The 22,196-nt window shown below is 64.1% G+C and carries 19 protein-coding genes; 7 read left to right on the top strand and 12 right to left on the bottom strand.

The window, feature by feature from the left end; all coding sequences use genetic code 11:
• Positions 1 to 13: 13 nt before the first annotated feature.
• On the top strand, positions 14 to 2,284 hold the full coding sequence (locus NKG95_RS18645; RefSeq protein ID WP_023718436.1) for an AGE family epimerase/isomerase: 2,271 nt from the start codon (positions 14 to 16) through the stop codon (positions 2,282 to 2,284).
• Here the strand turns inward: NKG95_RS18645 and betB are convergent.
• Genes betB through NKG95_RS18675 form a run of 6 tightly spaced genes read right to left on the bottom strand, consistent with a single transcriptional unit; the run spans position 2,248 to position 8,771 of the window.
• Positions 2,248 to 3,711, bottom strand: a complete 1,464-nt coding sequence (betB, locus tag NKG95_RS18650) for a betaine-aldehyde dehydrogenase (protein ID WP_023718435.1) — start codon at positions 3,709 to 3,711, stop codon at positions 2,248 to 2,250. The two genes, NKG95_RS18645 and betB, sit on opposite strands and share 37 nt — an antisense overlap.
• A gap of 57 nt (positions 3,712 to 3,768) precedes the next feature.
• Complete coding sequence (gene betA / locus NKG95_RS18655) at positions 3,769 to 5,421, bottom strand: choline dehydrogenase (protein ID WP_353041847.1); 1,653 nt, start codon at positions 5,419 to 5,421, stop codon at positions 3,769 to 3,771.
• A gap of 3 nt (positions 5,422 to 5,424) precedes the next feature.
• On the bottom strand, positions 5,425 to 6,432 hold the full coding sequence (locus NKG95_RS18660; protein WP_502913966.1) for a pyridoxal-phosphate dependent enzyme: 1,008 nt from the start codon (positions 6,430 to 6,432) through the stop codon (positions 5,425 to 5,427).
• The gene (gene betC, locus NKG95_RS18665; protein WP_353041851.1) at positions 6,432 to 7,961 is read right to left on the bottom strand and encodes a choline-sulfatase; all 1,530 of its coding nucleotides are present in this window, start codon (positions 7,959 to 7,961) and stop codon (positions 6,432 to 6,434) included. Before betC ends, NKG95_RS18660 begins: the two co-directional genes overlap by 1 nt.
• Positions 7,958 to 8,548 carry a choline-binding transcriptional repressor BetI gene (betI, locus tag NKG95_RS18670; protein ID WP_023718431.1) on the bottom strand — a complete coding sequence of 197 codons (591 nt, stop codon included), beginning with the start codon at positions 8,546 to 8,548 and terminating at the stop codon, positions 7,958 to 7,960. Before betI ends, betC begins: the two co-directional genes overlap by 4 nt.
• 43 nt (positions 8,549 to 8,591) lie before the next feature.
• A complete protein-coding gene (locus tag NKG95_RS18675; protein WP_353041852.1) occupies positions 8,592 to 8,771 on the bottom strand; it encodes a hypothetical protein in 180 nt (59 codons plus the stop codon).
• Here NKG95_RS18675 and NKG95_RS18680 point away from each other — a divergent pair.
• Both NKG95_RS18680 and NKG95_RS18685 read left to right on the top strand, forming a co-directional pair.
• On the top strand, positions 8,770 to 9,936 hold the full coding sequence (locus NKG95_RS18680) for an acetyl-CoA acetyltransferase (RefSeq protein WP_353041854.1): 1,167 nt from the start codon (positions 8,770 to 8,772) through the stop codon (positions 9,934 to 9,936). The two genes, NKG95_RS18675 and NKG95_RS18680, sit on opposite strands and share 2 nt — an antisense overlap.
• A 130-nt stretch (positions 9,937 to 10,066) precedes the next feature.
• Complete coding sequence (locus tag NKG95_RS18685) at positions 10,067 to 11,071, top strand: asparaginase (protein ID WP_353041856.1); 1,005 nt, start codon at positions 10,067 to 10,069, stop codon at positions 11,069 to 11,071.
• Here NKG95_RS18685 and NKG95_RS18690 read toward each other — a convergent pair.
• Positions 11,064 to 12,440 (bottom strand): TIGR03808 family TAT-translocated repetitive protein, encoded by a 1,377-nt coding sequence (locus NKG95_RS18690; protein ID WP_353041857.1) that lies wholly within the window; start codon positions 12,438 to 12,440, stop codon positions 11,064 to 11,066. The two genes, NKG95_RS18685 and NKG95_RS18690, sit on opposite strands and share 8 nt — an antisense overlap.
• A gap of 122 nt (positions 12,441 to 12,562) precedes the next feature.
• On the opposite strand from NKG95_RS18690, the gene NKG95_RS18695 reads away from it, so the two are divergent.
• Positions 12,563 to 13,036 carry a GreA/GreB family elongation factor gene (locus NKG95_RS18695; protein WP_023718427.1) on the top strand — a complete coding sequence of 158 codons (474 nt, stop codon included), beginning with the start codon at positions 12,563 to 12,565 and terminating at the stop codon, positions 13,034 to 13,036.
• Here the strand turns inward: NKG95_RS18695 and NKG95_RS18700 are convergent.
• The 4 genes from NKG95_RS18700 to NKG95_RS18715 form a co-directional block, all read right to left on the bottom strand.
• Positions 13,033 to 13,422, bottom strand: a complete 390-nt coding sequence (locus NKG95_RS18700; protein WP_353041859.1) for a type II toxin-antitoxin system death-on-curing family toxin — start codon at positions 13,420 to 13,422, stop codon at positions 13,033 to 13,035. The two genes, NKG95_RS18695 and NKG95_RS18700, sit on opposite strands and share 4 nt — an antisense overlap.
• Positions 13,419 to 13,640: an AbrB/MazE/SpoVT family DNA-binding domain-containing protein gene (locus NKG95_RS18705; RefSeq protein WP_095496758.1), complete on the bottom strand. Its 222-nt coding sequence runs from the start codon at positions 13,638 to 13,640 to the stop codon at positions 13,419 to 13,421. The genes NKG95_RS18700 and NKG95_RS18705 overlap by 4 nt, the downstream gene beginning before the upstream one ends.
• A 73-nt stretch (positions 13,641 to 13,713) precedes the next feature.
• Entirely contained in the window at positions 13,714 to 15,837 is a 2,124-nt protein-coding gene (scpA, locus tag NKG95_RS18710; RefSeq protein ID WP_353041861.1) for a methylmalonyl-CoA mutase, read from the bottom strand.
• Positions 15,834 to 17,276, bottom strand: coding sequence for a methylmalonyl-CoA mutase subunit beta (locus NKG95_RS18715; protein ID WP_353041863.1), 1,443 nt, complete (start codon positions 17,274 to 17,276; stop codon positions 15,834 to 15,836). Before NKG95_RS18715 ends, scpA begins: the two co-directional genes overlap by 4 nt.
• 276 nt (positions 17,277 to 17,552) lie before the next feature.
• On the opposite strand from NKG95_RS18715, the gene NKG95_RS18720 reads away from it, so the two are divergent.
• Positions 17,553 to 19,097, top strand: coding sequence for a helicase HerA-like C-terminal domain-containing protein (locus NKG95_RS18720; protein ID WP_353041865.1), 1,545 nt, complete (start codon positions 17,553 to 17,555; stop codon positions 19,095 to 19,097).
• Between the two features lie 320 nt (positions 19,098 to 19,417).
• Here the strand turns inward: NKG95_RS18720 and NKG95_RS18725 are convergent, their stop codons facing one another.
• Entirely contained in the window at positions 19,418 to 19,981 is a 564-nt protein-coding gene (locus NKG95_RS18725) for a TetR/AcrR family transcriptional regulator (protein WP_353041867.1), read from the bottom strand.
• Between the two features lie 110 nt (positions 19,982 to 20,091).
• Here NKG95_RS18725 and NKG95_RS18730 point away from each other — a divergent pair, with 110 nt between their 5' ends.
• Positions 20,092 to 20,880, top strand: coding sequence for an SDR family NAD(P)-dependent oxidoreductase (locus NKG95_RS18730; protein ID WP_352776311.1), 789 nt, complete (start codon positions 20,092 to 20,094; stop codon positions 20,878 to 20,880).
• A gap of 61 nt (positions 20,881 to 20,941) precedes the next feature.
• Positions 20,942 to 22,036 carry an alkene reductase gene (locus tag NKG95_RS18735; RefSeq protein ID WP_353041868.1) on the top strand — a complete coding sequence of 365 codons (1,095 nt, stop codon included), beginning with the start codon at positions 20,942 to 20,944 and terminating at the stop codon, positions 22,034 to 22,036.
• Positions 22,037 to 22,196 lie beyond the last annotated feature (160 nt).

Consider the following 22,196-nt stretch of genomic DNA (forward strand, 5'->3'; position numbering starts at 1 on the left):
GGGACTTATTTTCATGACCGAACGGATCGTCAGTTTTGTGATGAGCGGCGGCATCGGCTCGCGGCTGTGGCCGCTGTCGCGCGAGGACAATCCCAAGCAGTTCCATGATTTCTCCGGCGACGGCTCGATGCTGGCCAAGACGCTACGCCGGCTGACTGCGCGGCCGGAAGGCGAAACGCCGGTTTTCCTGATTGCCTCGGAAAGGCACGCCGACCGCGTTCATGCCGACATTGCCGGCCACGAGCTTTCCGGCGGCGGCCCGCTGTTCGAGCCGACCGGACGCAACACTGCCGCGGCCGTCGCTTTGGCAAGCCTGCGCACTTTGTCCGAATTCGGCGACAGCCTGGTGCTGGTGGTGCCGTCCGACCATGAGATCGCGACCGCGCAGCAATTCTGGCGGAGCGTCGAGGCCGGCACGGCGGCGGCGCGCGAAGGCAGGCTGGTGGTGTTCGGCATCAAGCCCACCCAACCGGAGACCGGGTATGGCTACATCGAGGTGGCCGGCGAGCGCGATGGCATCTGCGATGTCTCGCGTTTCGTCGAAAAACCCGATCTCGCCACCGCGCAGAGCTATCTTGAGGCCGGCAATTTCTACTGGAACACCGGCATCTTCCTGTTTCGCGCCAGTGCCATGCGCGACGCGTTCATGGCTTTCCAGCCAGACATCTGGAGCGCCACAGAGGCTGCCTACCAGGCTGCGACATCGGATCTTTCCGGCCTCTACATGCCTCTGGAGCTCTATGCCGCCATCCCTTCGACATCGATCGACTATGCGATCATGGAGCGCGCCAGCGGCATCGCCATGGTGCCGGCCGGCTTTCGCTGGAACGATCTCGGTTCCTGGCAATCGCTGCTCGATGTCGGGCCGTCCGACAAGCAGGGCAACGTCATTGTCGGCGACGTCGTCGCCATCGATTGCGAGAACTCCTATATCCGCAGCGACGGCCGCCTGCTGTCGGCCATTGGCCTGAAGGACGTCGCCATCGTCTCGACCGCCGACGCCACTTTCGTCGCGCCGGTCAGCCACAGCCAGAACGTCAAGAAGATCGTCGAGCAGCTCGAAAAGAGCGGCCGCCTGGAGACCAGGTTCACGCCCGCCGACGATCGCGTCATCGAAAGCGGCGCCTGGCAACGCCGCGTGCACCATTGGCTGTTCGAGGAGACGGTGCCGCTGTGGTCGACGATCGGCGTCGATGAGCGCCATGGCGGGTTCCATGAGGCGCTCGGTTTCGACGCCACCCCGCTGATGAAACCCAAGCGCATGCGCACGCAGGCCAGGCAGATCTATGCCTTCGCCGTCGCCAAGGCGCGCGGCTGGAACGGCCCGGCCGATCGGCTGATTAGCCACGGCCTCGAATTCATGGCCAGGAACGGCCGCACCGATAATGGCGGCTGGGTGCGCACGCTCAACGTCGACGGCACCGTCGCCGATGCCGCCGAGGATGCCTATGACCATTCCTGCGTGCTTCTGGCGCTGGCGCATGCCCATATGTGCGGCAATCCGGATGCATTGCGGCTTGGCGAGGAGACCTTTGCGTTCATCGACGCGCATCTCGAGGACGAACGCCTGACCGGCTTCCGCGAGACCTCGAGCGGCGAGGGCGAACGCCGCTCCAACCCGCACATGCATCTGCTCGAGGCGTTTTTGGCCTGGCATCAGGCGACCGGCGAGCGCGCCTATCTTCGCCGCGCCGCGCGCATCGTCGATCTGTTCCGCAGCCATTTCTTCGACCCGGAAAGCTGGACGCTGGGTGAGTATTTCGACAATGAATGGCGGCCAGCCCCTGGCGAGAAAGGCACGTGGACCGAACCGGGCCATCATTTCGAATGGGCCTCGCTGCTGGTCGACTTCGCGGGCCGCAGCGGCCAGAGCGGCTTGACCGGCCTCGCCAGGAAACTCTACGCGTCGGCGATTGCCAATGGCCTGAACCGCGCCACAGGCCTCGCCTACGGCGCCGTCTCGCGGCAAGGGCTGCCGCTCGACCGCGTCTCGCGCAGTTGGCCGCAGGCCGAAGCAATCAAGGCAGCGATCGCGCTGGACGGCTCGGGCGGTCCCGACCTGAAGCCGGAAATCGAGGCGCGTGTCGGCCGGCTGTTCCGCTGGCACATCAATCCGGCACCGCTCGGCCTGTGGATCGACCGCATCGACGAGCGTGGCCGCTCGCTGGCAAGCGAGGTGCCGGCCAGCATCTTCTACCATCTGGTCTGTGCGCTGACGCAGTATCTGGACGGTACGGCCCGCAAGGATCAGTACGGGCTGGCGACATCACCGGTCTCGACGTAGACCGACTTTAGCTGCGAATAGAGTGCCAATGCCGCGAGCGAATTCTCGCGGCCGATGCCGGACTGCTTGAAGCCGCCGAACGGGATTTCGACCGGCGTCAGATTGTAGGCGTTGATCCAGCAGGTGCCGGCCTGCAATTCGGCGATGACACGGTGGGCGCGCGCCAGGTCGCGCGTGAACACGCCTGCAGCGAGGCCGAATTCGGTGTCGTTGGCGCGCTCGATCACCTCGTCCTCGCTGTCGAACTTCAGCACGCTCATGACAGGCCCGAAAATCTCCTCGCGGGCGATGCGCATCGTGTCGGTGACACCGGTGAACACCGTCGGCTCGACGAAGAAGCCGCCCTGAAAACCCTGCAGCGAAGGCACATTGCCGCCGCAGGCGAGCACCGCACCATCCTGCTTGCCGGCCTCGATGTATGAGACGACCTTGTCGTGCTGCGCCTTCGAGACCAGCGGCCCCATCTGCGTGTCCTGGTCGAGCGGGTCGCCGATGCGGATTTTCTTGGTCCGCTCGGTCAGCCTTTCGACGAAACGGTCATGGATGCTGCGCTGCACGAAGACCCGTGTGCCGTTGGAGCAGATCTGACCGGTCGAATAGAAATTGCCGAGCATCGCGCCGCCGATGGCGTTTTCGAGGTTGGCGTCTTCGAAGACGATCAGCGGCGACTTGCCGCCGAGCTCCATCGTCGCGTGCTTCATCTTCGAGCCGGCGAGCGACAGCACCTTGCGGCCGGTCGGCACTGAGCCGGTCACCGAGACTTTGGCGACGACCTCATGGCCGACAAGGCCGGCGCCGACATCGCCAAAACCTTGCACGACATTGAACAGCCCGTCGGGCAGCCCGGCCTCGGTGTAGATTTCGGCGAGCGCCAGCGCTGAAAGCGGCGTGTTTTCCGACGGTTTGAACACCATCGCATTGCCCATGGCGAGGGCGGGTGCGGATTTCCAGCCGGCGATCTGGATCGGGTAGTTCCACGCGCCGATGCCGACGCAGACGCCGAGCGCCTCGCGCCTGGTATAGGCAAAGGGACCGCCGAGATCGACGGCCTCGCCATTAAAGGCGGCGACCGCGCCGCCGAAATATTCGAGGCAATCCGCCGCTGAAGGGGCGTCCGCAACCAGCGTCTCCTGGATCGGCTTGCCGGTGTCGAGCGTCTCGATACGCGCCAAATCGGCATTGCGGGCGCGCAAAATGTCGGCGGCACGGCGCAGTATGCGGCCGCGCTCGACCGGCTTCAGCCGTGCCCAGGCCGGCTGTGCCGCACGCGCGGCTTCGATCGCGAGTTCAAGCACGTTCGGCGTCGCCGAGCGCAGCATGGCAATGGTCTCGCCGGTCGCCGGATAGATGACCGGCAGCGGCGCGCCGCGCTCGTCGTCGATATAGCGGCCGTTGACATAATGCGATGCCGTTGGCTGGGCGCGCATGACTGTTCTCCAATCGTCTTTCGCGGCAGGCGGAATGTGCGTCCGCCGGATCATGGCCTATCTGTCCGACGCCTGCCAGCGCGGATTGATCCATGGTTCCTGGTTGGACGGCGCCAGCGGCGAGCGCCCGAGAACGTGGTCGGCGGCCTTCTCGCCGGTCATGATCGACGGCGCGTTGAGATTGCCATTGGTGACGCGCGGGAAGATCGAGGAATCGGCGACCCGCAGCCCTTCGACGCCGATGACGCGGCATTCCGGATCGACGACGCTCATCGCATCGTCGGCACGGCCCATCTTGCAGGTGCCGCAAGGGTGATAGGCGCTTTCGGCGTGGTCGCGGATGAAGGCGTCGAGCTCGTCGTCCGATTGTACGTGCGAACCCGGCGACAGTTCCTTGCCGCGGTAAGGATCGAAGGCCGCTTGCCCGAAGATCTCACGGGTCAACCGGATGCAGTGGCGGAACTCCGTCCAGTCGTCCGGATGCGCCATGTAGTTGAAGCGGATCACCGGCTTCGATTTGGGATCGGGCGAGCGCAGCGTGACCGAACCGCGCGACTTCGACCGCATCGGCCCGACATGCGCCTGGAAGCCATGCGCCTTCGCCGCCGCCTTGCCGTCATAGCGGACTGCTGCCGGTATGAAGTGATACTGGATATCGGGATAATCGACGCCGGCGCGCGAGCGCACGAAGGCGGCCGCCTCGAAATGATTGGTGGCGCCGAGGCCGGACTTGAAGAACAGCCACTGCGCGCCGATCAATGCCTTCGAGAACGGGTTCAAGATGGAGTTCAGCGTGATCGGCTTTGTCGATTCCTGCTGGATGTAGAGTTCCATGTGGTCCTGCAGATTGCGGCCGACGCCGGGCCGGTCGACAATCACCGGAATGCCGTTCTCTTTGAGGTGCTGGCCGGGGCCGATGCCGGACAGCATCAGGATCTTGGGCGAGTTGATCGAGGACGCGGCAACGATCACCTCACGCCGCGCTCTGACCACCTGAATCCGCTTGCGCGCTTCGATTTCGACTCCGGTGGCGCGTTGATTCTCGATGATTACCCGTCGGGCGAACCCCTTGACCAAGCTGACATTTTTCCGCCTGAGTGCCGGCCTGAGATAGGCGCTCGCCGCCGACCAGCGGCGACCGCCGCGAATGGTCTGCTCCATCGGCCCAAAACCTTCCTGCTTCGCGCCGTTGTAATCATCGGTCAGCTCGAAACCGGCCTGACGGCCTGCCTCGACAAAGGCGCCGTAGAGTGGATTGGTCCGCGAGCCGCGCTGCACAGTCAGCGGGCCGCCATGGCCGCGCCAGCCATTCTCGCCGCCATTGCTGTCCTCCATTCGCTTGAAGTACGGGAGCACGTCTGCGAAGCCCCAGCCGGCCGCGCCCTGTTCGGCCCAATGGTCGAAGTCGCGGGCATGGCCGCGCACATAGACCATGCCGTTGATCGAGGATGAGCCGCCGATGACCTTGCCGCGAGGCGTTGCTAGCACGCGGCCGCCGAGATGCGGCTCCGGCTCGCTGGCAAAGCCCCAGTCGTAGAGGCTCATGTTGAGCGGGATCGACAGCGCCGACGGCATCTGGATCAGCGGCCCGATATCGCTGCCGCCATATTCGATGACGATCACCGAATGCTTGCCGTCCTCCGACAGCCGGTAGGCCATGGCCGAGCCGGCCGAGCCGGAGCCGATGATGACGAAATCCGCTTCAAGCATGGTTCATGCGCGCCCATGGTTTATATGCGCAATGAAATCGGCCAGCGAGACGTTGCCGCCGGTTGCCACTACGAGAACGGTCTTGCCGGTCACGTCGACCTTGCCGCCGAGCAACGCCGCGAGCGAAGCAGCGCCCGAAGGCTCGAGCACCAGCTTCAGCCGCTCGAAGGCGATCCGCATAGCGCGCCGCACCGAAGCATCGTCGACGGTGACGCCGCGAACGCCGGCGGCCTTCGCAGCTGCGAACGGCGCGTCGCCCGGCCGCCGCGACATCAGCCCGTCGCAGATCGATTTCGGCCCGATCGGCATGGTTTCGATGGCGCCATGTGCCAGCGACGAGCCCATGCCGTCAAAACCTTCCGGCTCGACGCCGATGATCTTCGTGGCTGGCGACAGGTAGTGGAAGGCCAGCGAAACACCGCCGATCAGGCCGCCGCCGCCGACCGAGCAGAACAAAAGATCGGCCTCGGTTTGCCTGGCGGCGAGCTGGTCGAGTGCCTCCAGCCCGGCACCGGCCTGGCCGGCGACGATCTCCGGATCGTCGAACGGGTGCAGCAGCGCCAGGCCTTCGCTCGCGGCGATCTCGCGCGCCCTGGCGGCAGCGACTTCCTCACGCGCGCGCTCGCCATGGTCGGTCAGCACGACGTGCGCGCCGTAGCCCGATGTGGCGTCGCGCTTGGCGGCCGGCGCGTCGATCGGCATGACGATGGTGACGGGAATGCCGAGCGCTTGGCCAGCCGCCGCCAGACCTTGCGCGAAATTGCCGGAGGAATAGGCGACGACGCCCTTTTTGGCTTCATCGGGCGACAGCCGCTTCAGCCGCCAATAGGCGCCGCGCACCTTGAACGATCCGGCCCATTGCAGCGACTCGGCCTTGACGAAGACGCGGGCGGCGCCCGTCTCGCGGGCGAGTGCCGCCGATTCCAGCAACGGCGTGATCTGCGTCGCCTTGGAGGTGGCGGCATAGGCCTGCCTGAGATGGTCGAGCGAGGGGACGAGACTGTCTGCCATCATTTGCCTCGCGGAAAGCGCTTCTGCTCTTCGAGCAGGTCGAGGTTCATGTGATTGCGCATGTAGCGCTCCGATGCTTTCTGCAGCGGCTGGAATTCCCAAGGGTAATGGGTGCCGTTGCGCAGCGCCGGGTAGACCACCCAGCGGCGTGCCTGGCTGGCACGCACCGCGGCATCGAACGCCGCCATGTCCCAGCGCTCCCGTACCTTGTCGGTGAAAGCGGCCACCAAAGCCGCATTGGCCGGATCGGCGGCGAGGTTGGTCAATTCCAGCGGATCCGATTCAAGATCAAACAGTTGCGTCGGATCGATCTCGCAATGGATGAATTTGTAGCGGCCCTCGCGCATCGCCACCATCGGCGCGTTCGAGCCTTCGGCTGCATATTCCATCAGCACCGGCGCGGAGCGTTTCCTTCCGTTCAGCAGCGGCAGTAGCGACTGGCCGTCGGTCCACGGCGCAATCGCGCTGATGTCGATGCCGGCGAGATCGCAAAGCGTCGGCGTCACGTCGAGGTTGGAGACCGGCGTGTCGATCAGCCCGGTGTGTATGCTCTTGCCGGCGATCATCAGCGGCACCCGCGCCGAACCTTCGAAGAAGCACATCTTGAACCACAGGCCGCGCTCGCCGAGCATGTCGCCGTGGTCCGAGCAGAACAGGATGACCGTGTCGTCGAGCATGTGCGTGCGCTCGAGCACCGACAGCAACTCGCCGAGCTTGTCGTCGAGATAGGAGATATTGGCGAAATAGCCGCGCCGCGCGCGGCGGATCTGCTCCGCGGTGATGTCAAAGCTATCATAGTCGCTGGCGCGGTAGAGCCGCTGCGAATGCGGGTCCTGCCTGTCGTAGGGAATGAAGCCGATCTCGGGCTCGAGCGCCGGGCAATCCTCGTAGAGGTCCCAGTAGCGCCGCCGTGCGACGTAGGGATCGTGCGGATGGGTGAAGGAAACCGTCAAGCACCAGGGCCGATGTGCGACGTCGTCGGAGACGCGGGCAAGATCGTAGAGCTTCTGCACCGCATGGAAGGCGACCTCGTCGTCATATTCCAGCTGGTTGGTGATTTCGGCAGTTCCGGCACCGCTCACTGAGCCCAGATTGTGATACCACCAGTCGATCCGCTCGCCGGGCTTGCGATAGTCCGGCGTCCAGCCGAAATCGGCCGGATAGATGTCGGTGGTCAGCCGTTCCTCGAAGCCGTGCAACTGGTCCGGCCCGACGAAATGCATCTTGCCAGAGAGGCAGGTGTGATAGCCGGCGGCGCGCAGATGATGGGCAAAGGTCGGGATCGACGAGGTGAATTCGGCGGCGTTGTCATAGACCCCGGTGCGTGACGGCAATTGGCCGCTCATGAATGCGGCCCGGCCCGGCGCGCAGAGCGGCGAGGCGGTGTAGTTGTTGCAAAAACGCGCCGAACGCGCGGCGAGCGCCTTCAGATGTGGCGCGTGCAGGAAGTCTGCCGGCCCGTCTGGAAACAGCGTTCCGTTGAGCTGATCGACCATGACGATCAGGATGTTGGGTCGCTTGGATGTCACTGCTTCTGCCGTCCGCTAAGCTTCATTTCGAGATAGTCCTCAACCAGTGCGATCGCGGTCGCGGCATCGGGCACGCCGTCCTTCAGCGCGCGCCTGATATAGAGCCCGTCGATCAGCGCCGCCGTCGCTTCGGCAACCCGGTCGGCCTCGCTTCTCGGCAGGATGCCGGTCAGCCCGCTGAGCAGATTGGAATGCAGCCGCCGCGCATAGACCTTGAGCAGCCGGCGAAGTGCTGCCGATTTCTGCGCCTCGACATAGAAGGCGAGCCAGGCGGCGATCGTTTCCGGCTGGAACTGGACGTCGGAGAAATTGACCGCGACCACTGCCGAGACGCGCTGGCGCGCCGTGCCGGCCGTGCGAAGCGCGCGCCGCGTATCGGCGGTGAGCCCGCTCAGGATGTGCCGCATCGTCGCCAACAGCAATTCGTCCTTGGCGCCGAAATAATGGTGGGCAAGCGCCGAGGACACGCCGGCGCGCCCGGCGATTTCCGACATCGTGACATCAAGCGAACCGCGCTCGCCGATCGCCGAGATCGTTGCGTCGATGAGCGCCTTGCGGCGCAACGGCTCCATTCCGAGTTTCGGCATTCTTGCTCCGGCCTGTTGGGCAAGTTTATTTTTTATTGACGCATCAATCAACAAAAAATTCAGCCTGATTTGCTGGCAAATGCCAGGCGTTATGACCAGATATCAAGATCAAGCGATTGTGCGGTTCTGGCCCCTTCACGAAACCGGCGGAACGGTTCATCCTTGAACAATGCCGAGCGGCCTCGACATCGCGCAGCCGGGCCTGCAGGATGGAGATCGCCATGACAGCATGCATCGTCGGTTGGGCGCATTCGCGCTTCGGCAAGCTCGAAGGCGAGACGCTGGAGGGCCTGATCACCAAGGTGGCGGTCGAGGCGCTCGATCATGCCGGCATCGGTCCAGATGACGTCGACGAGATCGTGCTCGGCCACTTCAACGCCGGGTTTTCCGCCCAGGATTTCACCGCGAGCCTGGTCCTCCAGGCCGACGACCGGCTGCGCTTCAAGCCTGCGACCCGCGTCGAGAATGCCTGCGCCACCGGCTCGGCGGCGGTCAGGCTAGGCATCCGCGCCATCGACGCCAATGCCGCCCGTATCGTGCTGGTGGTCGGCGCCGAACAGATGACGACGACGCCCGGTCCCGAGATCGGCAAGAACCTGCTCAAGGCCTCGTATCTGCCGGAGGACGGTGACACGCCGGCTGGCTTTGCCGGCGTCTTCGGCAAGATCGCCCAAGCCTATTTCCAGCGCTACGGCGACCAGTCGGACGCGCTGGCGATGATCGCCGCCAAGAACCACAAGAACGGCGTCGACAACCCCTACGCGCAGATGCGCAAGGATTTCGGCTACGAGTTCTGCCGGCAGGAAAGCGAAAAAAACCCCTTCGTCGCCGGTCCGCTGAAGCGCACAGACTGCTCGCTGGTTTCGGACGGCGCCGCGGCTCTTGTCCTCGCCGACACGGCGACGGCGCTGAAGATGCGCCGCGCCGTCGCCTTCCGCGCCAATGAGCATGTGCAGGATTTCCTGCCGATGTCGAAGCGCGACATCCTCGCGTTCGAAGGTTGCGAGCAGGCCTGGAATCAGGCGCTGAAGCAGGCCGGCGTGACGCTCGGCGACCTGTCCTTCGTCGAGACGCATGACTGTTTCACCATCGCCGAGCTGATCGAGTATGAGGCGATGGGCCTGGCCAAGCCGGGCGAGGGCGCCAAGCTGGCCTTGGATGGCGATACGGCGAAAGACGGAAGGCTGCCGGTCAATCCGTCCGGCGGGCTGAAGGCCAAGGGCCACCCGATCGGTGCCACCGGCGTATCGATGCATGTGCTTACCGCCATGCAACTCGTCGGCGAGGCGGGCGGCATCCAGGTGCCGGGAGCAAAGCTCGGCGGCATCTTCAACATGGGCGGCGCGGCGGTCGCCAACTACGTTTCCATTCTCGACCGGATCAGATAAAAGCGGCCCCGCATTACAGCGCGCGCGCCGCTTCGCGCGCGCAAAAGGGCGCTATATCGCTTTGATTTTGCGCATGATCCTTTTGGAAAATTGATTCCGAGTTTCGAGATCATGCGCTAGCGGGGAATTCATGACAAATCCGGTTCTGGTCGAAGTTTTGCGCGGCGCTATCGTCGAGAGCGCGCATCGCGGCGCTGTTGCCGTCTTCGACGCCGACGGCAAGCCTGTCTGGGAGATCGGCGACACGGCACAACCGGTGTTCCCGCGTTCGGCGGTCAAGGCGATCCAGGCGTTGCCGCTGGTCGAGAGCGGCGCTGCCGATGGCTACGGCTTCGGTGACCGGGAGCTGGCACTGGCCTGCGCCTCGCATTCCGGCGAGCCGCCACATGTCGAGCTCGCGAGGGCTATGCTGGCGAAGGCCGGCCTGGACGAGACGGCACTCGAATGCGGCGCGCATTGGCCGTCGAGCCATGGGGCGACGCTGGCGCTTGCCCGCGCCGGCAGCGTGCCGAACGCGCTGCACAACAATTGTTCCGGCAAGCACTCAGGCTTCCTATGCACCTGCGTTCACAGCGGCATCGCCCATCGCGGTTACGTCAAGGCTGGCCATGCTTCGCAGGAGATGGTGCGCGAAGCGATGCAGGCGGTGACCGGTGCTGCCCATGACGCCGATCACCGTCGCACTGACGGTTGCTCGATTCCGACCTATGCCGTGCCGCTGCGCAGCTTTGCGCTTGGCTTTGCCCGCATGGCGACAGGCGCCAGCTTCGAGCCGGTGCGCGCCCGGGCGGCGAAGCGGCTGCTTTCCGCCTGCATGGCCGAGCCGTTTTTCGTCGCCGGCACTGGCAGGTCCGACGTCGCGATGATGGAGGCCGCGCCTGGCCGGATCTTTGCCAAGGGGGGCGCCGAGGGCGTCCATTGTGCCGCCCTTCCAGAGCTTGGCCTTGGCATCGCGCTGAAATGCGACGACGGCGCCGGCCGCGCAACTGAAGTCATGCTCGCGGCCGTGCTGTTAAAGCTTTTGCACGCAGACCAGCCGCTGGCGGCAAAGCTGATCGAACAGGCAAATCCGCCTATCGAAAGCCGGATCGGCGCCAAAGTCGGCGCGCTCCGGCCCACCGCCGCCCTCAACTGACGTGATTGCGCTCGACGGTCAAATGCGCATAGCCGGCATTGCCTGACGCGGCGAGGTCGCCGGTCACCGGCTCGGCCCAGCGCTGGCCGACGATCGCGCCGTTCTGGACTCCGTCGATGACATTGTCGGAGATGATTGCCGTCCCGGCACCTTCGACCACGGTGACGACGATGCCGGTCCCCGCCTTGCGGATGATGTTTCCCGTGGCGATCACATTGCGCATGAACGGTCCCCAGCCGATCTGCATGCCGTAGAGCGGCGCATTCTCAACGACATTGCCGGAAACGGTGGTGTCTGCCTCGACGCTGATGCCCACGCCGAAGCCGGGCGCATCGGCAGGGTAGGGGCCGCTGGTCGACAGGTTGCGGACGATGTTGCCGGAGCAGACCCCCATGCGGCCGCCTTCGTTGAAATTGACGATCGAAATACCGTTCGCAGCACTATCGACGATGTTGTTGCTGATGATGGCGCCTTCGAATGAGAATTCGGAATACACGGCCGTTTCGCCCGAGCGCGAGCAGGTGTTGCCGGTGATCTGCAAATTGCTGGCACTGTTGGCGCGGATAGCCGAAAACGCGCAATCCGAAACAATATTGCCGGAGATGATGACATTGCCGGCGCGGAAGGCATTGATGCCGTTGCCGTTCTGGCCGGTTCCGCCGTTGCGTGCCTGGATGCGTTCGACGCGGTTGCCGCTGACGATGGTACCATCTTCCGCCACCTGCCAGCGGTGCACCAGAATGCCGCCATTGGCGCAGTCGGAGACGCTATTGCCTGATATTTCCAGGCCATCGGCCTCGACCGAATAGATGCCGGCATCGGCCGCACCGGATATCTCCGAGCGCTGGATACGACCCGAGGCGTGTTCGAGTGCCAGACCATTCTTGCCGCTGCCGTTAAGCTGGCAATTGTCGACGACCAGATGGGCGATGCGGCGCAGATCGAGCAGGCCTTGCGTATAATCGCCCATCCAGTGCTTGCTGCCGTCGAACACCAGTCCACTGAGTTCGATATGCTCGGCCTGTTCCGCCATGATGAGATGGCCGTTGCCGCCATAGACGATCCGCGATGCGCCCGCCACGCCGGACAGGCGCACGCGGCCGGGCAGCGACAGGTTGGAAACGATATACGTCCCCGGCGGCAGGAACACCGGCATGTCGCGAACGTGCGCTTCGCGCAGCAGCTTGGTGAAAGCCTTGCTCTGGTCCTCAAGCGCGCCGGGCCGGACGCCGAGATCGGTCGCATTGATCGCCCCGCGCATCGCGGCTTTGTCGATGCCGGCCAGGTTTTCCGCCGCTGCCTTGCCGAGCGAAAGCCCCATGACTGCAAAGCCAGCGGTCTGCGTAAGCAGCGTTCGTCTGTTCAACATCGGCACAGATCCCTGGCGTTCAAAGATCATGTCGCAGGATTCGTGCCAGACGGGATCGGCCCCGAGGTCGGGTTTGCCGGCTATGGCTTGTGGAGTCGTCGCGCCGGGCCTAAGTTCATCGGATGAGCAGGGCCTTCACCCGCGAGGAAGACAGCGAAAACGCCATTGCCGGCATCGGCGAGCGGCCGATCAGCCATCACCGCAATCTGGTGACGGAACACGGCCTGGCGCTGATCGATGCGGAGGTGGCCGCTCTGCGCGACGAACTGGGCAGAGCCGAAAAGAGGGCCGACCGCGAGCGCATCGCGCTGGTGTCGCGTGATCTCCGCTATTGGACGGCGCGGCGTGAAAGCGCCGAGCTTTCGGTGCCGGAACCGGGCAGCGACATGGTTCGCTTCGGTATGGGCGTCACACTGGAGAGCGACGACGGCAAGAAGGTGCACTGGAAGATCGTCGGCGAGGATGAGGCCAACCCGGCCAAAGGGTCAATTTCCCATATGTCGCCGATGGCGATGGCGCTGTTCGGCAAGAAGGTCGGCGAAATTGCCGTGGTTAACGGCAAGGAATGGGAGATCGTCAAGCTCTCCGATAGTTAGTCTTCGAGCTTGACGACATGGTCGCGGAAGAACGCCGCGGCACCGGCCTCGTCGATTTCGCCGGCGGCGACGCCCATGACGAATTCGTAAAGCATGCCGTCATTGGCCGTCAGGCCGCAACCGTTCACAATCAGAAATGCGCCGGCCGCGACGATGGCGGTGCGTTTGTTGCCGTCGACAAAGGCATGATTTCGGGAGATGCCGAAGACATAAGTGGCTGCGAGTTCTTCAACCGACGGGTCTCGGTAGTTCGCCTTGTTCTCGGCGCGGGCGAGCGCCGATTCAAGGGCATTTTCATCCCTCAAGCCTTGTGCTCCGCCGTGTCGGCGCAACTGCTCGGCGTGCATCGCTTCGACTGCACGCCGCGTCAGAAACTCCCAGCTCATTCGGCGAGCTTCTGAAGCGCGACCTTGTATTTGTCCATGACCTCGCGGGCAGCTTTCATTTGCCGCTCGAAGCTGTCGTCCACCGGCTTCAGCGCAAGACCGTCACCTGTTTCAACGATTTGAAGCTGGTCGCCGGCCTTCAGGTTCAGACGATCGAGAAGCTCCCTCGGTAGGATCACGCCTTCGGAATTGCCGATCTTGCGAATGGTCGTGTTCATGGTGAGACATCCTGTTGCAACGCTGATTATAACTCAGCGTGTCGGTCGTTGCAACGGGCATTATAACAAAGCGTCAGCCCGCCTGCAGCAGCCGGTCCATCAGCCGCTCCGCCGCTTCCGGGATGACCGTGCCGGGCGGGAAGATCTCCGCTGCGCCTGCCTGCCGGACTGCATCGTAATCCTTCGGTGGAATGACGCCGCCGGCGACGATCAGCATGTCGTCGCGGCCGAGCTTCTTCAGCGCCTGTTTGAGTTCGGGAATGAGCGTCAAATGGCCTGCCGCCAACGACGAGACGCCGACGATGTGCACGTCATGCTCGACCGCCAGCTTGGCGATCTCGTCCGGCGTCTGGAACATCGGCCCAACGGTGACGTCGAAGCCGAGATCGGCAAAGGCGGTGGCGATCACTTTCTGGCCGCGATCATGGCCGTCTTGCCCCATCTTGGCGACCAGAATACGCGGCTTGCCGCCGGACTTCTCCTCGAACGCTACGACCTTGTCCTGCAACCGGTCGACCACCGGATTGTCGCCAAGCGCGTTGCGATAGACGCCGGAGATCGTCTGCACCGAGGCGACATGGCGGCCGAAGACCTTTTCCAGCGCCAGCGAAATCTCGCCGACCGTGGCATTGGCGCGCGCCGCCCGGATGGCGAATTCCAGCAGGTTTTCGTTACTCCCGGCAGCACGGGTCAGCGCATCGAGCGCGCTCTCGACGGCGGCGACGTCACGCGTGCCTTTCAGCCGCTGCAGCTTCGACAATTGCCGCGCCCTGACTTCCGCGTTGTCGATCCTCAGCACGTCGACTTCGATGTCCGTGCCGGGACGGTGGGCATTGACGCCGACCACGATCTGTTCGCCGGAATCGATGCGCGCCTGGGTGCGCGCGGCAGCCTCTTCGATGCGCAGCTTCGGTAGGCCCTTTTCGATCGCCGCGGCCATGCCCCCGAGGCTCTCGACCTCCTCGATATGGGCGAGCGCGCGCGCCGCCAGATCATGCGTCAGCCGCTCGACATAGGCCGAGCCGCCCCACGGGTCGATGCTCCGGGTCGTGCCGGATTCCTTCTGCAGGATGAGCTGTGTGTTGCGGGCGATGCGGGCCGAATGATCGGTCGGCAGCGCCATTGCCTCGTCGAGGGAATTGGTGTGCAGCGACTGCGTGTGGCCTTGAGTCGCCGCCATCGCCTCTATCATGGTGCGGATGATGTTGTTGTAGGGGTCCTGCGCCGTCAGCGACCAGCCCGAAGTCTGGCAATGGGTGCGCAGCGACAGCGAGCGCTCGTCCTTCGGCGAAAAGTTCTTCAGCATCAGGCTGGCCCACAAAAGGCGCGCTGCTCTCAGCTTCGCGACTTCCATGAAGAAATTCATGCCGATCGCCCAGAAAAACGAGAGGCGCGGCGCGAAACGGTCGATGTCGAGGCCGGCCGCGACGCCGGCGCGGGCATATTCGATACCGTCGGCAATCGTGTAGGCGAGCTCGAGATCCGCCGTCGCACCCGCCTCCTGCATATGGTAGCCGGAGATCGAGATCGAATTGAACTTCGGCATATGCTTCGACGTGTAGGAAAAAATGTCCGACACGATCCGCATCGAAGGTTTTGGCGGATAGATGTAGGTGTTGCGCACCATGAACTCTTTCAGGATGTCGTTCTGAATGGTCCCAGTGAGGTCCTTCTGCGCGACGCCCTGTTCCTCCGCCGCCACGATATAGAGCGCCATGATCGGCAGCACCGCGCCGTTCATCGTCATCGATACCGTCATCTCGTTAAGCGGGATGCCCTCGAACAGCTGGCGCATGTCGAGAATGGAATCGATGGCGACGCCGGCCATTCCGACATCGCCGGCGACGCGCGGATGGTCGCTGTCGTAGCCGCGATGCGTGGCGAGATCGAAGGCGACCGACAGGCCTTTCTGGCCGGCGGCAAGGTTGCGCCGGTAGAAGGCGTTGGACTCTTCGGCCGTCGAGAAGCCGGCATATTGCCGGATCGTCCAGGGTTGCTGGACATACATCGTCGGATAGGGGCCGCGCACGAAGGGCGGCAGGCCCGGATAGGTATCGAGATGCGGCAAGCCCTTGAGATCGCCCTGGTTGTAGAGATGCTTGACGGCGATGCCTTCCGGCGTCATCCGCTGGCCTTTGACCTCGACCGGCGCCCGCCGTGGCGGCGACCAGCCGATCTGGCTGAAATCGGGGATCATGGTACGGCTCCGATCGACTGATCGATGCGGATCGGAAACAGCGGCTCGCACACCGCAACGCCTTCGGTGAAGGCTGGCCGCCGCTCCGCCGCCAGCGTCTCGACCGGACGCTCGGTTTTCGACGGGTGCAGCGTCGTGCCGACGATCGCCCGTTCGCCCGCCTGGTAGGCAGCGTTGCGGCGGGCGGAAGCTGCCTGCACGCGTCTCTGGACGTGGCCTTGTTCGAGGCTGGTCAGCACGCCGCCTTCCGCCTCGATCTGCTGGAACTCCTGCCAGGCCGCCGCGCAGAGCTCCGCAGTCAGGGTTTCGACGGCGCCCGAACCGCAAGCCGGATCGGCGACGTGCTCGATGTGGCTTTCATTGGCCATGATCAGTTGCGCGTTGCGGGCAACGCGGCGGGCAAAACCCGCGGGCAGGCCGTGCGCGATGGTATGCGGCAGGATGGCGATCGAATCCGCCCCGCCGGCGGCAGCGGCAAAAGCGGCGATGGTGGTGCGCAGGATGTTGGTTTCCGGGTCGGCCGCCGTCATCATCCTGAAGGAGGTTTCGGCATGGATGCTGGCGGTGGAGGGCGGTATCGAGCAGGCCTCCTGGACACGCGCCCACAGTCTCCGCAACGCCCTGACCTTGGCCGTCGACACGAACTGGTCCTGGTCGACGCTGAGCGCAAAACCGATATGCGGCGCCGCATAGACAAGCGGCTGGCGCGCCTTCTCGAACAGCCTCAAATAGGAGACTGCCGAGGCGAGCATCGTGCCAAGCTCCTGCGCCTCGGTGGCGCCGGCATTGTGGAACACCCGCCCGTCGGCTTCCAGCAGCACGCCGGGCACCCCCATCGAAAAGAAATGTGCGAGCGACTGCGGCATCGATGCCTGCAAAGCTTCGATCGACATGCGCAGCCTGCCGGTCCCGGCAAATATCGCCGCCGGATCGATGCCGAAGGAGAGGTTGAGCTTTGCCGGGTCGGAGCGGCGCTTGGTCAAGAACGCCACTAGCCAGTCGGCCACGGCGCGGCTCCAGGGATGGGCATCGATGCGGATCTGGATGCGGTTGAGCGGCACGCCGTCGAGCACGCTCTCCAGCGCCTCGGCCGTCCTCGGCAAGCCATAGCCGAAGGCGTTCGGCGCGCCTTCGAAGACAAGCGACAGTCCGGTAGCACCCTGCGCGACGTCTTCCAGCGCCTGCGCCCTGGCGCGGCCTATGTCCGGATCGTCGATACGCTGGCTGACGATCCACGGTGATCCAGGGTTGGCGCGCACGACAGGCTCGACGGTCACCGAACGCTCGTAGAGCGGCTCGATGCGGATGGCGTCGTCCGTATGCGAGACGAGCTTTTCCTCGAAGGAACCGCCGGCCAGCGCTTTCTCCGCCAGCGCCAGCCATCGTTGCCGGTCGGCGTTCGGAAGGTCGGCATCATGGGTCAAGGCACCGGCGCCCATCCGTTCTCCTCGTTCTAGTGGCCGTGTCAGCCTACTATGTCAGTCTACGGTCCCCGGTCCCATATCACAATGCAGCACACATGCCGTGCAACTCGCCTTCCGTGACGGTGACCGTCAACCGATTGCCAAACATGGGCAGGTTCCGCAAGCTCCAAAAGCCATTTTCGACGATGCCCATTGTCGCTGCGCAATGGCCTCACTATACCTGCGGCGGGCCTCCCTTTTCTTCAAGGGGATCAGGGCATTCAACCCTATAGGTTTGCGGAGACCGGACACATGGCCGACGACACCAGTATCTTCATGGGAGCCAGCCGCAAGCCGGACGACAGCTATCAGCGGCCGGAACGGCTTTTGCTGCAATATGGCAATCGTCACGGCCTGGTCACCGGCGCGACCGGCACCGGCAAGACGGTGACCCTGCAGATATTGGCCGAGGGTTTCTCCAATGCCGGCGTGCCGGTATTCTGCGCCGACATCAAGGGCGATCTGTCGGGTATCGCCATGATGGGCACAGCGCAGGATTTTCTGGTCAAGCGGGCCGAGCAGGTCAAGCTCGATCCCTATGAGTTCCAGGAATTTCCGGTCATCTTCTGGGATCTGTTCGGCGAGCAGGGTCACCCGATCCGCGCCACCATCTCGGAGATGGGGCCGCTGCTTCTGTCGCGGCTGATGAACCTCTCCGAGGCGCAGGAAGGCATTATGAACATCGCCTTCCGCATCGCCGACGAGGAAGGCCTTTTGCTGCTCGACTTGAAGGACCTGCAGTCACTGCTTGCCAACATCGCCGACCGCGCCGAAGAGATCGGCGCCCGCTACGGCAATGTGACGAAACCTTCGGTCGGCGCGATCCAGCGCACGCTGCTGGTCCTGGAGCAGCAGGGCGCTGCCAATTTCTTCGGCGAGCCGGCATTGCGGATCGCCGACATCATGCGCACCACGCGCGATGGACGCGGCGCCATCAGCGTGCTCGCCGCCGACAAACTGATGATGAATCCGCGGCTCTATGCGACGTTCCTTCTGTGGCTGATGTCGGAACTGTTCGAGGAACTGCCCGAGGTCGGCGACCCGGACAAGCCGAAGCTGGTCTTCTTCTTCGACGAGGCGCATCTTCTGTTCGACGACGCGCCGAAGGTGCTGATCGACCGCGTCGAACAGGTGGTCCGGCTGATCCGTTCGAAGGGCGTCGGCGTTTATTTCGTCACGCAAAATCCGCTGGATATCCCTGAAACGGTGCTGGCGCAGTTGGGCAACCGCGTGCAGCACGCACTGCGTGCCTATACGCCGCGCGAACAGAAGGCCGTCAAGACGGCGGCCGAGACGTTCAGGCCCAATCCCGATTTCGACTGTGCAACCGTGATCACGCAACTCGGCACCGGCGAGGCACTCGTCTCCACGCTGGAAGCCAAGGGCGTGCCGTCCATGGTACAGCGCACGCTGATCCGCCCGCCATCCTCGCGGCTTGGCCCGATCACGCCCGAAGAGCGCAGCAAGCTGATCACTGAGAGCCCGGTTTCGGGACAGTACGACCAGACCGTCGATCGCGAATCGGCTTTCGAGATGCTGCAAAAAAAGGCCAAGGACGCCCAGGAGGCGCAGGCCCAGCAACAGGACAGCGGCCGTTCGCGCTGGACCATTCCCGGTTTCGGCAATGACGAGCCCGCTCCTCAGCCCAGCGGTGGCCGGCGGGCGCCGGCGCCGCGGCCCTCCAACCGTCAGACGGTGGCGGAGGCGGCAATCAAGTCGGTGGTGCGCTCGGTCGGTTCGTCGGTCGGACGGGCGATCGTCCGCGGCATTCTGGGGAGCTTGTCCAGGGGCAGGTGAGGGGCATCGGACCGAAGGGCGGGCATCGGTGTTGGCAAATTCTGTCTTGGCATCAAGCGCCAGTAGCCAGATCTGGAGGACAGCGGACGGCGGCTATGCGCCAGGAGCGGTCATTCGATGTTCTGCCGTTGAACGGCTTCATTCGCCAGTTTAGCGGAAATTGGGCGACAGCATGGTTGCCTCAACAGAGAAGTTCGAAACCCTCTTGGTCCGCGAATCCCGCTGATTGCACGCTGCGGTGCGATATTCTGCAAGATAGCCACCCAACCACCGACGATAGCCGCATTGCTCTCGACAAGAGCACTCCTGCCGCAGACGACCTAGCTGGCAGACACTTGGCTGATCCCGGCATCGACCCAGGCACGCGTCTGCTCAAGCACTTCATCCGAGAGCGCGGGATCGTCGATCGCCCGGGCGAGGATTACTGCCCCCACCATCGCTGCCCAGCTTCCGATCGCCGCGCGGCGTCTGTCTGCCGGATCCAACTCCGGGAGCGCCTTGCCAATACGGTCGATCTGCGATCGTAGGCCTTCCGTCATGGCCGAGCGTGCAGCCGGGGTCTGATGGCGGATGGCTGCGGCAAGACCCGCCGTCGGACAGCCACCGGCGCAGTTGTCGCGATGCCGGGGCGAAAGATAGGAACCTACATAAGTGCGAAGATCGCCCCCTCCGCCTGAGTCCGCGGCGAGGACGTGGGCAAGGGTCTGCGCGATCAGGTCGTCCTTCGAACTGAAATGACCATAGAAACCGCCATGGGTGAGCCCGGCGGCTTTCATCACTTCCGCCACGCTGACCGCGTCGAACCCCTTCTCGCGAAACAGCCGGCTGGCCGCATCCAATATCCGGTGACGGTTCTCCGCCATCTGCTCTCGACTGACCTTCATTTCAAAATTCTCCGTCGGCCCCGTTGACATTTACATGATGCCCATCATATTTAGCCGCAATCATGATGATCGTCATGAATATAGGTTCCATCAGAGAAAAGAGCAATGCCATGACCACCATTCCATCAGTCCTCATCACCGGCGCCTCCACGGGCATCGGAGCTTCCTATGCCGAACGGTTCGCCCGCCGCGGACACGACCTCGTGCTGGTTGCCCGTGACGTGGCACGAATGGAGGCACTGGGAGCCCGGCTCCGTCAGGAAACTGGCGTTGCGATCGACATCATCCAGGCTGATCTTACGCAGCCTGCCGAGCTTGCAACGGTAGAGACGAGGCTGCGCGATGACGCCCGCATCGGGATTCTCGTCAACAATGCCGGAACAGCCATCGGCGGAAGCTTCATCGAGCAGAGTACCAATGACGTCGCCCGGCTCGTTGCGCTCAACACGACCGCGCTTCTGCGGCTTGCCAGCGCCATCGCCCCGCGACTTGCGAAGGCGGGTGCAGGGGCGATCGTCAACATCGGTTCCGTGGTCGGGCTGGCGCCCGAGTTCGGCATGACGGTTTACGGCGCGACCAAGGCCTTCGTGCTGTTTCTGTCGCAGGGGCTCAGCCTCGAGCTTGAGCCGAAGGGCGTCTACGTCCAAGCCGTGCTGCCCGCCACGACGCGAACCGAGATCTGGGGCCACGTCGGCGCCGACGTCAACGCGCTCTCCAACGTCATGGAGGTGGACGATCTGGTTGACGCGGCGCTGGTCGGCTTCGACCGCCGCGAACCGGTGACCATCCCGCCACTCCCCGATGCCGGTCAGTGGGACGCGCTTCAGGCCGCGCGCCAGGCCATGCTTCCGAACTATCGGAACGAACACCCCGCCGAGCGATACCGCACGGTCGCCTGAGCACCAACGAAACCACTTCGATAAACGACCCCGCCGCGGCGGGGACAGACAAAGGTGACCCATGACCAACAAAACGCTGTTCCAGCCCTATACCCTCGGCTCGCTGATCCTCTCCAATCGTATCCTCATGGCGCCCCTGACGCGCAATCGCGCTGGCCCGGGCTTCGTTCCAGGCGATCTCGCCGCGGAGTACTACGGCCAGCGCGCATCGGCAGGCCTGCTGATTTCCGAGGCCACGCAGATCTCGCAGCAGGGGCAGGGCTACCAGGACACGCCCGGCATCTACACCCAGGACCAGATCGACGGCTGGCGCAAGGTCACCGACGCCGTGCACGCAAAGGGCGGGCGAATCTTCCTACAGCTCTGGCACGTCGGCCGCGTCTCGCACGTCGATCTGCAGGAGAACGGCGCCGCGCCCGTGGCGCCCTCGGCAATCCGGGCCGCGACCAAGACGTTCGTGAACAACGGCTTTGTCGAGGTTTCGGGGCCCCGCGCGCTGGCGCTCGACGAGCTTGCGGGGATCGTCAACGATTTCCGGCAAGCAGCCGCGAACGCCATTGAGGCCGGCTTCGATGGCGTCGAGATTCATGGCGCCAACGGCTATCTGCTGGACCAGTTCGCCAAGGACGGTGCCAATGTCCGCACGGATGCTTATGGCGGATCGGTCGAGAACCGCGCCCGGCTGATGCTGGAGGTTACCGCTGCGGTGATCGAGGAGATCGGTGCCGAGCGAACCGGGATCCGGATTTCGCCCGTCTCGCCCGCCAACGGCGTCTCGAGCAGCGCCCCCCAGGCGCAGTTCGACTATATCGTCGATCAACTCGACGCTTTGGGCATCGTCTATATCCATGTCGTCGAGGGCGCCACGGGCGGATCGCGCGATGTCGCGCCGTTCGACTTCGGATCGCTCCGCCGGCGCTTCAACAATACCTATATCGCCAATAACGGCTATGACCTCGAACTCGCGGCGTCGCGGCTCGCCGAGGGCAAAGCGGACCTCTTCGCCTTCGGGCGCCCGTTCATCGCCAATCCCGACCTTGTGGAACGGCTGAAGACGCGTATGCCGCTGACGGAGTTCAACTCGGCGACGCTCTATGGCGGCGGCTCCGCTGGCTATACCGACTATCCCGCGATCGCCGCCTCAAGCCGCCCATGAGCTATCGGAGGGCGGCGCCTGCGAGGCAGCCATCCCACGTGACAGCAGCGCCTCAGGGCATCTCTCTGGCGCTCCGCTCGAACTGGCGTCCAAACCTAGGGATTCAGGAGGGCCGTGGAGGGCTATGCATAGACGTTAGTTTCCTCTGGTTCGCCCAGGG

This window comes from Mesorhizobium sp. M1423 (assembly GCF_040317575.1).
Classification (GTDB): domain Bacteria; phylum Pseudomonadota; class Alphaproteobacteria; order Rhizobiales; family Rhizobiaceae; genus Mesorhizobium.